The organism is Caulobacter sp. HMWF025 (genome assembly GCF_003060965.1).
Classification (GTDB): domain Bacteria; phylum Pseudomonadota; class Alphaproteobacteria; order Caulobacterales; family Caulobacteraceae; genus Caulobacter.
In genome coordinates, this window is record NZ_QAII01000011.1 from 44,989 (window position 1) to 58,466 (window position 13,478).

12 protein-coding genes and 2 pseudogenes are annotated in these 13,478 nt (G+C 66.4%); 3 read left to right on the forward strand and 11 right to left on the reverse strand.

The window, feature by feature from the left end; all coding sequences use genetic code 11:
• Positions 1-18: 18 nt before the first annotated feature.
• The 9 genes from metH to DBR10_RS01585 form a co-directional block, all read right to left on the reverse strand.
• Entirely contained in the window at positions 19-2,673 is a 2,655-nt protein-coding gene (gene metH, locus DBR10_RS01545) for a methionine synthase (protein WP_108503811.1), read from the reverse strand.
• Positions 2,670-3,071 carry a DUF4259 domain-containing protein gene (locus DBR10_RS01550; RefSeq protein ID WP_108503810.1) on the reverse strand — a complete coding sequence of 134 codons (402 nt, stop codon included), beginning with the start codon at positions 3,069-3,071 and terminating at the stop codon, positions 2,670-2,672. Before DBR10_RS01550 ends, metH begins: the two co-directional genes overlap by 4 nt.
• Positions 3,068-4,060, reverse strand: a complete 993-nt coding sequence (locus tag DBR10_RS01555) for a D-alanine--D-alanine ligase family protein (protein WP_108503809.1) — start codon at positions 4,058-4,060, stop codon at positions 3,068-3,070. The genes DBR10_RS01550 and DBR10_RS01555 overlap by 4 nt, the downstream gene beginning before the upstream one ends.
• Positions 4,061-4,068: 8 nt before the next feature.
• Positions 4,069-5,145, reverse strand: coding sequence for a homocysteine S-methyltransferase family protein (locus DBR10_RS01560; RefSeq protein ID WP_108503808.1), 1,077 nt, complete (start codon positions 5,143-5,145; stop codon positions 4,069-4,071).
• Positions 5,142-6,011 carry a subclass B3 metallo-beta-lactamase gene (gene bla, locus DBR10_RS01565; protein WP_108503807.1) on the reverse strand — a complete coding sequence of 290 codons (870 nt, stop codon included), beginning with the start codon at positions 6,009-6,011 and terminating at the stop codon, positions 5,142-5,144. Before bla ends, DBR10_RS01560 begins: the two co-directional genes overlap by 4 nt.
• On the reverse strand, positions 6,008-6,967 hold the full coding sequence (metF, locus tag DBR10_RS01570) for a methylenetetrahydrofolate reductase [NAD(P)H] (RefSeq protein ID WP_108503806.1): 960 nt from the start codon (positions 6,965-6,967) through the stop codon (positions 6,008-6,010). The genes bla and metF overlap by 4 nt, the downstream gene beginning before the upstream one ends.
• Entirely contained in the window at positions 6,964-7,941 is a 978-nt protein-coding gene (locus DBR10_RS01575) for an ArsR/SmtB family transcription factor (protein ID WP_108503805.1), read from the reverse strand. Before DBR10_RS01575 ends, metF begins: the two co-directional genes overlap by 4 nt.
• A gap of 63 nt (positions 7,942-8,004) precedes the next feature.
• Positions 8,005-8,379, reverse strand: a complete 375-nt coding sequence (locus DBR10_RS01580; RefSeq protein WP_108503804.1) for a VOC family protein — start codon at positions 8,377-8,379, stop codon at positions 8,005-8,007.
• Positions 8,380-8,382: 3 nt separating this feature from the next.
• Positions 8,383-8,703: a winged helix-turn-helix transcriptional regulator gene (locus DBR10_RS01585; protein ID WP_233243167.1), complete on the reverse strand. Its 321-nt coding sequence runs from the start codon at positions 8,701-8,703 to the stop codon at positions 8,383-8,385.
• Between the two features lie 70 nt (positions 8,704-8,773).
• Between DBR10_RS01585 and DBR10_RS19590 the strand changes: the two are divergent.
• Together DBR10_RS19590 and DBR10_RS19595 are read left to right on the forward strand one after the other, a co-directional pair.
• Positions 8,774-9,058: pseudogene (locus DBR10_RS19590) on the forward strand (carboxymuconolactone decarboxylase family protein); the annotation flags it as partial.
• Positions 9,054-9,319, forward strand: a pseudogene (locus tag DBR10_RS19595) (carboxymuconolactone decarboxylase family protein). The pseudogenes DBR10_RS19590 and DBR10_RS19595, both read left to right, overlap by 5 nt.
• Here DBR10_RS19595 and DBR10_RS01595 read toward each other — a convergent pair.
• Both DBR10_RS01595 and ettA read right to left on the reverse strand, forming a co-directional pair.
• Positions 9,316-10,275, reverse strand: a complete 960-nt coding sequence (locus DBR10_RS01595; RefSeq protein ID WP_108503802.1) for a 2-hydroxyacid dehydrogenase — start codon at positions 10,273-10,275, stop codon at positions 9,316-9,318. The pseudogene DBR10_RS19595 and the gene DBR10_RS01595 sit on opposite strands and share 4 nt — an antisense overlap.
• A 198-nt stretch (positions 10,276-10,473) precedes the next feature.
• The gene (ettA, locus tag DBR10_RS01600) at positions 10,474-12,141 is read right to left on the reverse strand and encodes an energy-dependent translational throttle protein EttA (protein WP_108556097.1); all 1,668 of its coding nucleotides are present in this window, start codon (positions 12,139-12,141) and stop codon (positions 10,474-10,476) included.
• A gap of 295 nt (positions 12,142-12,436) precedes the next feature.
• Between ettA and DBR10_RS01605 the strand changes: the two genes are divergently transcribed.
• A partial coding sequence (locus DBR10_RS01605; protein ID WP_158273147.1) for a TonB-dependent receptor plug domain-containing protein occupies positions 12,437-13,478 on the forward strand: 1,042 nt, incomplete at its 3' end.

The window sequence follows — 13,478 nt, forward strand, 5'->3', positions numbered from 1 at the left end:
ATTGAGTCTCGAAGCCCCCTACCCCTTCGCCCCCGGCTCGTAGTTCAGGATCGGGGCCAGCCATTTCTCGGCCCTGGCCAGGTCCCAGCCCTTGCGGGCCGCATAGTCTTCGACCTGATCCAGATCCACCTTGCCCACGCCGAAATAGTGCGACTTCGGATGGCTGAAATAGAGGCCTGACACCGCTGCGCCGGGGCTCATCGCATAGCTTTCGGTCAGGATCATGCCGGTCTGCTCGGTGGCGTCCAGCAGCGCAAACAGCGTGCCCTTCTCGGTGTGGTCGGGCTGGGCCGGATAGCCGGGAGCCGGGCGGATGCCCTGGTACTTCTCGGCGATCATCACATCGGCGTCTGCGGCTTCGTCCGGGGCATAGCCCCATAGCTCGACCCGGGCCTTGTAGTGCAGCCACTCGGCGAAGGCTTCGGCCAGACGGTCGGCCAGGGCCGAGGCCATGATGGCACTGTAGTCGTCGCCGGCGTCCTTGAAGCGCTTGACGATCTCGTCCTCGCCGTGGCCGGCGGTGACGGCGAAGGCCCCGATATAGTCGGCCCCCTGCCCGATCGGCGCGACGAAGTCAGACAGGGCGGCATTGGTCTTGCCGGCCCCCTTGTCCATCTGCTGGCGCAGGCTGTGCAGGCGCGAGAGCTCGATGGCTCGGGCTTCATCCGTATACAGAATGATGTCGTCGCCCTGGGCCTGGGCAGGCCAGAAGCCGACCACGCCCTTCGCCCCGAACCACTTTTCGGCGACCACTTTGTCGAGCATCTCGCGGGCTTCGCGATAGAGCTCGGTAGCGGCCTCGCCGACCACGTCGTCCTCAAGGATCTGTGGGAAGCGGCCGATCAGTTCCCAGCTGGCGAAGAACGGTGACCAGTCGATGAACGGGACGAGTTCGGCCAGGCTCGGCTCGAAGGTGCGGGTGCCGATGAAGGCCGGCTTCGGCGGCACATAGCCGTCCCAGTCAATGGCGAACTTCTTCTGGCGGGCTTCGGCGAGGCTGGTGCGGGCCTTGGCGGTCTGGCCCCGGGCATATTGCTCCCGGATCCGGATGTATTCGGCCCGCGTCTCGGCCTGCAGGCGGTCGCGCTCGCTCGGCGACAGCAGGCCCGAGACCACGCCCACGGCCCGGCTGGCGTCCAGCACATAGGTGGTCGAGCCCTTGGAATAGGCCGGCTCGATCTTCACCGCCGTGTGGGTGCGACTGGTGGTGGCCCCGCCGATCAGCAGCGGGATGGTGAAGCCCTGGCGCTCCATCTCGGCGGCCACGAACACCATCTCGTCCAGCGACGGGGTGATCAGGCCCGACAGGCCGATCATGTCGACCTTGTGCTTGCGGGCCTCGTCGAGGATGCGGTCGGCCGGGACCATGACGCCGAGGTCGATGACCTCGTAGTTGTTACACTGCAGAACGACGCCGACGATGTTCTTGCCGATGTCGTGGACGTCGCCCTTGACCGTGGCCATCAGGATGCGGCCGGCCTGCTCACGGGGCTTGCCGGCCTTTTCGGCCTCCATGAACGGTTCCAGCCAGGCCACGGCCTGCTTCATCACGCGGGCCGACTTAACGACCTGCGGCAGGAACATCTTGCCCGAGCCGAACAGGTCGCCGACCACGTTCATGCCGTCCATCAGATGGCCTTCGATGACGTGCAGCGGCCGCTCGACCGACAGGCGGGCCTCTTCGGTGTCCTCGTTGATGAACTCGGTGATGCCGTTGACCAGCGCGTGGGTGATGCGCTCATGCACCGTGCCCTTGCGCCATTCCAGATTGGCGGTCTGGACCTGGCTCTTGTCGCCCTTGTAGCGCGGGGCCATGTCGACCAGCCGCTCGGTGTTGGAGACATTGGTCCGTTGCGGGCGGTTGAGGATAACGTCCTCGACGGCCTCGCGCAGGTCGGGATCCAGGGTGTCATAGACCGGCAGGTCGCCGGCATTGACGATGCCCATGTCCATGCCCGCCGCGATGGCGTGGTACAGGAACACCGAGTGGATGGCCCGGCGCACGGGCTCATTGCCGCGGAAGCTGAACGAGACGTTCGAGACCCCGCCCGAGATGCGGGCCCAGGGGCAGCGCTTCTTGATCTCGCGCGTGCCCTCGATGAAGTCGACAGCGTAGTTGTCGTGCTCCTCGATCCCCGTCGCCACGGCGAAGATGTTGGGGTCGAAGATGATGTCTTCCGGCGGGAAGCCCACCTTGTCGACCAGGATGCGGTAAGCCTTCTCGCAGATCTCGACCTTGCGGGCGGCGGTATCGGCCTGACCGACTTCGTCAAAGGCCATGACCACCACGGCCGCGCCGTAACGCAGGCAGAGCCTGGCCTGCTCGATGAACTTGTCTTCGCCCTCCTTCATGGAGATCGAATTGACGATGGCCTTGCCCTGGACGCACTTCAGCCCGGCCTCGATCACCTCCCATTTGGAGCTGTCGATCATCACCGGCACGCGGGCGATGTCGGGCTCGGCCGCCATCAGGTTCAGGAAGGTGACCATGGCCGCCTTCGAGTCCAGCAGGCCCTCGTCCATATTGACGTCGATGACCTGGGCCCCGGCCTCGACCTGCTGGCGGGCCACCGACAGGGCTTCGCCGTAATTGCCCTCGACGATCAGCTTCTTGAACCTGGCCGAGCCGGTGACGTTGGTGCGCTCACCGATATTGACGAAGACGGGTCTCATGATTGGCCGTTCAAAAGGGTTTGCAGCCCGGCGATCTGGGTCAGCCACGCATCGTGGTCATCGCCCTCCTGCCAGAGTTCATCGAGTTCGGAGGCGGGGCCGACCACGCGGGCCAGGGCCCGTCGGGCGAGGTTGGCGGCACCCTCGGGCGGCTTGCCCAGGGTGGCCTTCAGGTCGGCATGGTTGTCGGGCAGCACCGAGCCGGTCCCGACACACGAGGCCACAACCGCCGCAGCGGCCACAGCCAGTTCGGCTTCGGCCTCTTCCAGATAGCCGGTGACCCCGGCGGCATGCTCCATCAGGGTGATGACCATCCGCCAGTCGGGGGCTTCGGTCAGGTCGTCGATGAAGTCGGCGGCCTCTTCGTTGTCGAACGGTCCGGGGGCCCAGGCGCTCATGCCTGACCCGCCTTGCGGGCGACCGCCAGGGCGATCTGGCCCCGCAGGAAGGTCTCGAAGGCAATGCCCTCGGCCTTCAGGGACTTGGGATACAGCGACGAGGCGGTCATCCCGGGCAGGGTGTTGGTTTCCAGATAGGTCAGGCCGTGCTCGCCGACGATGAAGTCGGTGCGCGAATAGCCCCGGCAGCCCAGGGCCGTGTGCGCCAGCAGCGCCTGGGCCTGCAGCGCGGCATTGACCTCGGGCGCGAAGCTCGCCGGACAGATCTCTTCGGTGTCCTTGGCCAGGTACTTGCTGGCGTAGTCGAACTTGCCGGCGGCCGGACGGATCTCGACCGGCGGCAGGGCGATGATCTCGCCCTCGCGTTCGAGGACCCCGCAGGTCGCCTCCAGCCCCTGGACGAAGGGCTCGATCAGATAGGCCTCGGTCGCCGCCGCCCTTGCCACGGCCTCGAGATCAGCCGGCGCGTCGACGAAGATCAGGCCATAGCTCGAGCCGTCCTCGGCCGGCTTGGCGATCAGACGGCCGTAGCGGGCCAGCGCCGCCGGCGCATCGGCCAGATCCAGGGTTTCGGGAACCGAGACCCCGACCCTGGCGACCACGCCCTTGGCCGAAACCTTGTGGAAGGCCAGGCGGCTGGCTTCGGAACCGGAGCCGGTAAAGGCCACGCCGCGGGCTTCACAAAGGGCCTGCAGGCCGCCGTCCTCGGCAAAGCCGCCATGCAGGCTCAGCAGCAGGACACGGTCTTCGACGCGCGCCAGATCCAGCGCCGCCTCGATCCCGCCGAGCGCAGCCCCCTCTGTCGGCAGGTCCAGCTCGAACGGACGGTCATGGCCGAACAGGACCTCGCGGCTGGCCGGATGGACCTGGCCGTTCGGGGCCCAGAACCACAGGTCGGCCTCCGGCAGGGTCCGGGCCAGGGCCTGGGCGCTGGCGACCGCGACAAGACGTTCGCGGTTCTCGCCGCCGAACAGGATGGTGGTCTTCATGTCGCGTCTCAGGCCAGTTCGAAGGGTTCAAGGCCCGCCAGGCGCATGGCCCGGGGGCGTTCGGGGATGGCGCGCGGCTTAACGCCGGCCACCGCCTCGGCCACATGCCGGATGTGGTCCGGCGTCGTGCCGCAGCAGCCGCCGAGGATGTTGACCAGGCCGTCGGCGGCCCAGTCGTGCAGGGCATGGCCGGTCTGGTGCGGCTCCTCGTCGTATTCACCCATGGCATTGGGCAGGCCGGCATTGGGATAGGCCGCCACCAGGGTGTCGGCGATGCGGGCCATCTCAGCGATGTGCGGCCGCATCAGGTCGGCCCCCAGGGCGCAGTTGAAGCCGACGGCGAACGGCTTGCAGTGCTTGATCGAGTTCCAGAAGGCCTCGGCGGTCTGGCCCGACAGGGTGCGGCCCGAGCGGTCGGTGATCGTGCCGCTGATCCAGATCGGCAGTTCTTCATGGCCCTCGTCGCGCAGATCGAGGATCGCCTTGATCGCGGCCTTGCAGTTGAGGGTGTCAGTGATGGTCTCGATCAGGAACAGGTCTACCCCGCCCTCATAGAGCGCGGCGATCTGCTCGCGATAGGCTGCATAGACCTGGTCGAAGGTCACCTTGCGGGCCCCGGGATCGTTCACGTCCGAGGACATCGACAGCATCACGTTCAGCGGCCCGATCGAGCCGGCGATGAACTTGGGCCGGTCGGGGTTCTCGGCATTCCAGCGGTCAGCCACCGACCGGCCGATGCGGGCACCTTCGAAGTTGATGTCGCGGACGTCCTGCGCACCCAGCCGGTAGTCGGCCTGGGCGATCGTGGTGCCCGAGAAGGTGTTGGTCTCGGAGATGTCGGCTCCGGCGCTGAAATAGGCCTCGTGCAGTTCGGCAACGAGATCCGGACGGGTCAGGCACAGGATGTCGTTATTGCCCTTCATCTGGCCGTCGTAGTCGGCGAAGCGTTCGCCGCGATAGTCGGCCTCGACCAGCTTCTTCTTCTGGAACATCACGCCCCAGGAGCCGTCGAGGATCAGGACGCGCTCCTTGGCGGCGGCCTTCAGGGCAGCGACCCGGTTGGCCCGAATGGACAGGTCGGTCATTTGGCCGCTCCCTGCTGGCGCGCCAGCTCCTTGTTGAAAGCCGCTTCGGAGGCGGCCACGAAGCGGCCCATCTCGGCCGGATCGATAAAGGCGTTCAGGTCGCCGCGCAGGTAGCGCTGACGCTTGGCCACCAGATCGCCCTGCTCCTCATGGGCCGGCAGGAAGACGTCGCACGGCAGTGTCTTCAGCTTGGCGAAGGTCGCCCGGTAGTCGGTGACGATGCGGGGATAGGTTTTGTTGCCGACCAGGGCATTACCGGCCACCGAGATCGAATTGAAGAACACCACGTTCAGCGGCCGACCCTTTTCGGTGACCGACATCGTCCAGGCGGTGCCGCCGATGGTGTGGCCGGGGGTCAGATAGGCCACCAGGGTGGTCTCGCCGAGCTTCAGCTTCTGGCCGTCGCCGACGGTGCGGTCGACCTTGACGGCCGGGAACGGGGTCAGGCCGTTCTCGTTGTCGCCGAAATGCCGCCCCTGCTCGAGGGCCGGCTTGTCCTGCGACGAGGCATAGAGCCTGGCTCCGGTGTCGGCCTTCAGCTGGGCCAGGCCCCCGGCATGGTCATAGTGGGCGTGGGTGTTGATCAGGATCTTGACGTCCGCCAGCTTGAAGCCGAGCGAGACGATATTGCGCTCGACCAGCTTCGCGCCTTCGGCCGACATCCCGGCATCCAGCAGGATATGGCCCTCCGACGAGGTGATCAGATAGGACGAGAGCCCCTCGGAGCCGACGTAATAGATATTGCCGACCACCCGGTAGGGCTTGAACGGCTTGCTCCAGGAGGCCGGCGGCCAGCCGTCGGCACGGGCCGGCGCGACGCCGGCCAGGACCAGAAAGGCGCTGAGGATCAGGGCCAGGATTCTCATGCCGCGACCTCCTCGGCGGCGATGGACTCGCGTACGCCCAGCACCCGGCAGATGGCATAGACCAGATCGGCCCGGTTGAGGGTGTAGAAGTGGAAGTCCTCGAACCCCTGCTCCTGCAGCTTGGCGCACATCTCGGCGGCCACCGAACAGGCAATCAGACGGCGGGTCTCGGCGTCATGATCCAGCCCCTCGAACAGGTTGCCCAGCCAGGACGGAATGGCCGTGCCGCAGGCGGCCGACATCTTCTTCAGGCCGTTGAAATTGGTCACCGGCATGATGCCGGGCAGGATCGGAATGGTGATCCCCGCTGCCCTGACCTGATCAACAAAGCGCAGGAAGGCATCCATATCGAAGAAGAACTGGCTGATCGCCAGGCTGGCCCCGGCATCGACCTTGGCCTTCAGCACCTCGATGTCGTGCTCGATCGACGGGCTCTCGGGATGCTTTTCGGGATAGACCCCGACCAGAACCTCGAACGGGGCGATGCCGCGCACGGCCCGGGTCAGTTCGGTGGCATTGGCATAGCCGTCGGCGCGCGGCACATAGACCCCGCCGATGCCGCCTTCGGTCGGGGGCGGATCGCCGCGCAGCGAGACGATGTGGCGAACCCCCGTCTCCCAGTATTCACGGATCACCTCATCCACCTCGGCCCGGCTGGCCCCGACGCAGGTCAGGTGGGCGGCGGGCTTCAGCGTGGTTTCGTCGAGGATGCGCTTGACCGTGCGGTGGGTCCGCTCGCGGGTCGAGCCGCCGGCCCCATAGGTCACCGAGACGAAGGCCGGATCCAGCGGCGCGAGGCGGGTGATGGCCTGCCACAGGCTCTCTTCCATGGCCGGAGTCTTGGGCGGGAAGAACTCGAACGAGACGCGCGGACGGCCACCGGCCTGGCTCTGACCACGCTCGCCGGCGCGGGCCACGGGGCCGATCACCCGGCGAGGTAGGGGCGGAAGGGTCATGCGGCGCTCCTTTGCGCGGACCGGTCGGACCGGCGGCGCGCCGTCCAGATCTTCACGGTGAGGCCCTCGTCCGAAGACGGCGGCAGGGCGATGTTGTTTTCAAGCTCAAGGCCGGCGGCCTCGAGCCAGGGAATGATCTCGGCGTCCGCAAAGCCCAGGCGGCGGTGCTGGTGCACCTCCCGCAGGAACTCATGATCATGCGGGGCGAAGTCGGCGATCAGTAGCAGGCCACCGGGCGTGACCAGCCGCGCCGCCTCGGCCAAGGCCGCCGCCGGATCGCCCAGATAGTGCAGGACCTGGTGTACGGTCACCAGATCGGCGCAGCCCCCCGGCAAGCCGGTGGCAAAGATGTCGCCGTGGCGCAGTTCGCAACGGATCAGCCCTGCCCGCGCGACCTCGTCACGAGCGATGTTGAGCATCTGCTGCGAGAGATCCAGACCCAGGGCATTGCCGGCCCGGCCGCCCAGCAGGGTCAGCATGCGCCCGGCCCCCGCGCCCAGGTCGACCAGCTCGTCAAAGGGCCCCTCGCCGACAGCGCGCAGGATCGCCGACTCGACCTCCGCCTCGTCGACATAGAGCGAGCGGATCTCGTTCCAGCGGGCGGCGTTGCGGGCGAAATAGGCCTGGGCTCCGGTCGAGCGCTCGGCCCGCACCGCGTCCAGCCTGGCAACATCGGCCTGAATGACCGGATCGGCCTCGTCGATCAGATCCAGCGCCTGCCAGGCCAGACTATGGGCTGACGATTTACCGGCCAGCCGGTAGAAGACCCACGCCCCGTCTGGAAAGCGCTCGACCAGTTCGGCCTCGGCCAGCAGCTTCAGGTGACGCGACACCCGGGGCTGGCTCTGATCGAGGATCCGGCACAGCTCGAGCACGGAAAGCTCCTCGCGCGACAGCAGCGCCAGCAGCCGCAGGCGGGTGGACTCCCCCGCCGCGCGCAGAATCTCGACAACCTGTTCAGCGGACAACTTCATAAGGACATAAAGATATCTTTATGTCCGATTTGGCAAGCCGATTTTGCGGTCGAGGCGACAGCTTTATGCCCCGGAAGCGGCCTCAGCAGGCTGCCAGAGCTCGATCTTCACCCCGGCCGGATCCATCAGCCAGGCAAACCGCCCCATGTCCTCATCCTGCCGGCCGGTCGGCTCGACCCCTTCTGCGGCGGCCCTGGCCAGCACGCCGTCGAGATCATCGACGATGAAGTTGATCATGAAGTCCGACTTTGACGGTTCGAAATACTGGGTGTCCGCCGGGAAGGGCGACCAGTTGGCCACGCCGAGCTTCGGATGGTCAAAGATCACCCCGCCCCAGTCGTGAATCTCGAACCCCAGAACGCGCGCATACCAGTCGCGCACGACCGCCGGATCGGCCGCCTTGAAGAAGATCCCGCCCAGTCCCAGAACCCTGGCCATGCTTCAATCCTCCATCGCGAGATCGTCGGCCCAAGTCTGCGACCAGGTCAGAAGCGGTGCAAGGGCCAGCACAAGGTCGGCACCGCGCGACGTCAGGCGGTAGCCCGCCTCAGCCGAGACAATATCCGCCGCGCGCAGTTCCGCGAGGCGCGCATTCAGGGTGCCTGGCGGCAGGTCAGCGGCGGCCTGCAGGGCGCGGAAGGTCAGGATCGCATCGTCCCGCAGCTCCCACACGATCCGCAGGCTGCCCCGCCGCCCCAGCAGATCCAGCGCCGCCATGACCGGCTTGCCGGTGGACGAGCCCCGCACAGGCCTGCCCGGCAATGGCGCTTCATTTTTTGTAGCAACTCGATCAAGCTTCATGATACAAATTCTGTAGCATAAGGAGCCGCCGATGTCCGCTCGCATCTCGCCCGCCGAGGCCCCGCATTCACCCGCCGCCCAGAAGGTTCTCAATCGGCTCACCACGCCCGGCACCGAGCCCCTGTCGCTGTTCCGCACCCTGGCGCGCGACGAGCGGCTGTTTCTGCGCTTTACCGGCGGCGGACTGCTTGACCCGGGCCATCTGAGCCTGCGCGAGCGCGAGATCGTCATCCATCGGGTCTGCGCCCTGAACGGCGCGGGCTATGAGTGGGGCGTGCACGCAGCGATCTTTGCCGCCAAGGCCGGACTGGATGCCTCTCAACTGGCGGCGACCGTCACCCCCGGTGTCGCCGATAGCTGGTCACCGCGCGAGGCGTTGCTGATTACCTTCTGCGACGCGGTCAACGCCCGGGCCGATATCGACGATGCCTTGTGGGCCCGGCTGCGCGACGCTTTTGACGAGCCGGCCTGCATCGAGTTGATGATGCTGGCCGGCTTCTACCGGACGGTCAGTTTGCTCGTGAACGGTCTGAGATTGGAACCGGAGCCGTTCGCCACACCGTTTCCGCGCCCCTAGCTTCCGACGGGTGAAGCCAGAGGTTCGCCGTGGAAGAACCGCCGCAGGTTCTCGAGGGTCAGCCCGACCATCGCGGGAATACTGTCCAGCGTGGCCCCGGCGATATGCGGCGTCAGGACCGTGCGCGGCACATCCTTCCAGCGCTCGGCCGGAGTCGGCTCCTGCTCGAAGACGTCCAGCGCCGCCATGCCGAGACTGCCGTCCTTCAGCGCCGCGATCAGGGCGTCCTCGTCGACGAGAGAGCCGCGCGCCACATTGACCAGCAGGCCGGCTGGGCCCAGCGCCTCGATCACGGCCTTGGAGATCATGTGGCGGTTGTCGGCGTCGGGTCTGGCACAGACGACCAGAACATCGCTGTCGCGCGCCAGGGCCATCAGGCTCTCGGCCCGGGGACGCTCGCTGTCCTTGGGACGCGGGGCCCACCAGGCGACCTTCATGTCGAAGGCCTCCAGCCGGCGGGCCACGGCTTCGCCGATATGGCCCAGACCCACGATGCCGGCCTTGCGCCCTCGCAGCCCGTGACGCGGGGCCATTCGATCGGCATGCGACCACTGGCCCGCCCGAAGGCGCTGATCGCCCTCGACGAGACCGCGCCAGGCCGCCAGGACGAGGCCGACTGCATGGTCAGCGACGTCTGCGGCATTGAGGCCCGTCGAATGGGTGACGGAAATCCCGCGCCCCTTGCACCACGGCACGTCAACGCCGTCATAGCCGACGCTGACACAGGCGATCAGGCCCAGCTGTGGCATTTCCGCGAGCATGTCCTTGCCCAGCAGCATCTCACCGGCGTGAACGATGGCCCTGATGCTGAGTCCCGGCCCGGCCAGGAATGCGAGATGGTCGGGATGCTCCCACAGGCGATAAACGGTGTAGTGCGCCTCGAGCAGGGGCTGCAACGGCATCAGCATCTGGTGGGACAGCAAAACGCTGGGCTTTTCGCCGGGGGTTTGCGGCATGGTTGTCCTCCTGCCGTCAGCGCGGGGCACCCTGCCCGTCCTGCGGCCGTCATTGCGCGACAAGCTAGCGCACCTTTCGCCCGGCGCCAGTGACAACCGACACACGCCTGCCGCTCGCGATCGGGAGAGGCCCGAAAAGAAAACGGGGCGACCTTGCGGCCGCCCCGAACTCTGTTGCAGTCGATCCGGCGTTGCGGATCAGCGCGCGAACTTCTGGAACTTGATACGCTTCGGGATCAGGCTGTCAGCGCCCAGGCGGCGCTTCTTGTCTTCTTCGTACATCTCGAAGTTGCCCTCGAACCACTCGACATGGCTGTCGCCTTCAAAGGCCAGGATGTGGGTGGCCAGACGGTCGAGGAACCAGCGATCGTGGCTGATGACCACGGCGCAGCCGGCGAACTCTTCCAGGGCCTCTTCCAGGGCCTGCAGGGTTTCGATGTCCAGGTCGTTGGTCGGTTCGTCGAGCAGCAGCAGGTTGCCGCCGGTGGCCAGGGTCTTGGCCAGGTGGACGCGGTTGCGCTCACCGCCCGAAAGCAGGCCGACCTTCTTCTGCTGGTCGGCTCCCTTGAAGTTGAAGCTGCCGACATAGGCGCGGGAGTTGATCTCGCGCTTGCCGACGATCATCACGTCGGTGCCACCCGAGACCTCCTCCCAGATGGTCTTGTTGGGGTCCAGCGCATCGCGCGACTGGTCCACATAGGAAAGCTTGACCGTCTCGCCGACCTTGACCGAACCGCCGTCAGGCTGCTCGCGACCGGTGATCAGCTTGAACAGGGTCGACTTGCCGGCGCCGTTGGGGCCGATGACGCCGACGATGCCGTTGGGCGGCAGGCGGAACGACAGGTCCTTGAACAGCACCTTGTCGCCGTACTCCTTTTCGAGGCCCTCGACTTCCAGCACCAGATTGCCGAGGCGCGGGCCGGGCGGGATCTGGATGTGGGCCTGGGTCTGGGCGGCGCGGGCGTTTTCCTGCGCGGCGACCATTTCCTCGTAGCTCGCCAGACGGGCCTTCGACTTGGATTGACGGGCCTTGGGCGATGACCGGACCCATTCCAGTTCGCGGGTCAGGGCGCGCTGACGGCTGTCGGATTCCGACTGCTCCTGCACGACACGCTTGGTCTTCTGCTCCAGCCAGCCGGAGTAGTTGCCCTCATAGGGGATGCCCTTGCCGCGATCGAGTTCCAGCGTCCACTTGGTGACCTGATCCAGGAAGTAGCGATCGTGGGTGACCAGGATGACGCAGCCCGGGAAGTTTTCCAGGTGATGCTGCAACCAGGCCACCGACTCGGCGTCCAGGTGGTTGGTCGGTTCGTCCAGCAGCATGATGTCGGGCTTGCTGAGCAGAAGACGCGCCAGGGCGATGCGGCGCTTTTCACCGCCCGAGAGGCTTTCGATGTTGGCGTCGTTCGGCGGGCAGCGCAGGGCATCGATGGCCATCTCGACCTTGGAGTCGATGTCCCACAGGTCGCGGGCGTCGATGATCTCCTGGAGCTTGGTCATCTCTTCCATCAGCTCGTCGGAATAGTCCTCGCCGAGCTTGTTGGCCGCCTCGTTGTAGCGGTCGAAAATCTGCTTGTCCTCGCAGTCGGCGATGACATTGCCCCAGACGTCCTTGGTCGGGTCCAGCACCGGCTCCTGCGGCAGGTAACCCCGGCGGATGCCCTCGGCGGCCTTGGCCTCGCCCGAGAACTGGTCGTCCAGGCCGGCCATGATCTTCAGCAGGGTCGACTTACCCGAGCCGTTGACGCCGACGACACCGATCTTGGCGTCGGAATAGAACGACAGCCAGATGTTTTCGAAGATCTTCTTGCCGCCCGGGAAGGCCTTGGTCAGGCCTTGCATCTGGAAAATATACTGCTGGGCCATGGGGGCGTCGGTCTCGCTGTCTAAATTCGGGGGAGGACGGGCGCTGAAATAGCTGTCGGGGGCGATTTGCGCAATGTCGGCGGGGACCTTCCCCCTGACAGGCCGCGCCGCAGCCTTTCCGAGGGCCGGGCCCGATCGGACTTTGGTGCGCGGTAAAGTCGCAGGCCTTTCGTCATCAACCTGTCATTTATCCGTCGGCAAAGCGACACCCAACCGTCGCCCAACGGTCGCGGGTCACTGTTAACGGGACCCCTAATCCGGTGCCGCTCCCGATGCACCGACAAGGGGATAGACCATGAAACACCATCTGCTTCTGAGCGCGGCCTCGATCGCCCTCGCCCTGGCCGCCGCGCCGGCCTTCGCCGCTGACGCGCCCGCACCGGCCGCCGCCGCCCCCGCCGACACCGCCGCCAACACCGAAGTCGACGCCGTCATCGTCATCGGCCAGGGCCAGAGCCGCCAGGTCCAGGCCCTGAAGGACGACGCCATCGCGCTGGAAGCCGCCGGCAGCAGCCCGCTGAAGGCCATCGACAAGCTGCCGGGCGTGACCTTCCAGTCGTCGGACGCCTTCGGGTCCTACGAGTGGTCGACCCGCATCTCGATCCGCGGCTTCAACCAGAACCAGCTGGGCTTCACGCTCGACGGCATTCCGCTGGGCGACATGAGCTATGGCAACCACAACGGCCTGCACATCAGCCGCGCCATCACCAGCGAGAACATCGGCCGCCTTGAACTGGCCCAGGGTGCCGGTTCGCTGGCGACCGCCTCGACCAGCAATCTCGGTGGCACGCTGCAGTTCTTCTCGCGCAATCCGTCGGAGGCCTTCGGGGCCCAGACCAATGTGACGGTCGGCTCGGATAACATGTACCGCCTGTTCGGCCGGGTCGACACCGGCGCGATCGAGGCCCTCGGCGGCCTGCGCGGCTATGTCTCGGTCGCGGACCAGAGCACCGACAAGTGGAAGGGCGGCGGCGAGCAGAAGCAGCGCCAGTACGAAATCAAGGCGGTTCTGCCGCTGGGCGAAGGCGATCTGACCGCCTTCTACAACCGCTCGGAACGCCGCGAGCAGGACTACCAGGACCTCTCGTTCGAGATGATCAAGCGCCTGGGTCGCAACTGGGACAACACCCAGCCCAACTGGGCCCTGGCCGTGGCTGCCGGCCGCGCCTACCTGACCGGCGGCACCCTGCCCGCCCCGTTCGCGACGGTCGACGACGCCTACTACTCCGGTGCCGGCATCCGTGACGACAATCTCTACGGTGCCAGCCTGAACCTGCCGATCAACGACATGGTCAAGCTGAACGCCACCGCCTATGGCCACACCAATGAAGGCCAGG

Excerpts from the sequence above, each read along its gene's own strand:
- ettA (WP_108556097.1), bottom strand. The coding sequence starts at position 12,141 with ATGGCCCAGCAGTATATTTTCCAGATGCAAGGCCTGACCAAGGCCTTC.
- DBR10_RS01595 (WP_108503802.1), bottom strand. The coding sequence starts at position 10,275 with ATGCCGCAAACCCCCGGCGAAAAGCCCAGCGTTTTGCTGTCCCACCAG.
- metF (WP_108503806.1), bottom strand. The coding sequence starts at position 6,967 with ATGACCCTTCCGCCCCTACCTCGCCGGGTGATCGGCCCCGTGGCCCGC.
- DBR10_RS01575 (WP_108503805.1), bottom strand. The coding sequence starts at position 7,941 with ATGAAGTTGTCCGCTGAACAGGTTGTCGAGATTCTGCGCGCGGCGGGG.
- DBR10_RS01580 (WP_108503804.1), bottom strand. The coding sequence starts at position 8,379 with ATGGCCAGGGTTCTGGGACTGGGCGGGATCTTCTTCAAGGCGGCCGAT.
- DBR10_RS01550 (WP_108503810.1), bottom strand. The coding sequence starts at position 3,071 with ATGAGCGCCTGGGCCCCCGGACCGTTCGACAACGAAGAGGCCGCCGAC.
- DBR10_RS01560 (WP_108503808.1), bottom strand. The coding sequence starts at position 5,145 with ATGACCGACCTGTCCATTCGGGCCAACCGGGTCGCTGCCCTGAAGGCC.
- bla (WP_108503807.1), bottom strand. The coding sequence starts at position 6,011 with ATGAGAATCCTGGCCCTGATCCTCAGCGCCTTTCTGGTCCTGGCCGGC.
- DBR10_RS01555 (WP_108503809.1), bottom strand. The coding sequence starts at position 4,060 with ATGAAGACCACCATCCTGTTCGGCGGCGAGAACCGCGAACGTCTTGTC.
- metH (WP_108503811.1), bottom strand. The coding sequence starts at position 2,673 with ATGAGACCCGTCTTCGTCAATATCGGTGAGCGCACCAACGTCACCGGC.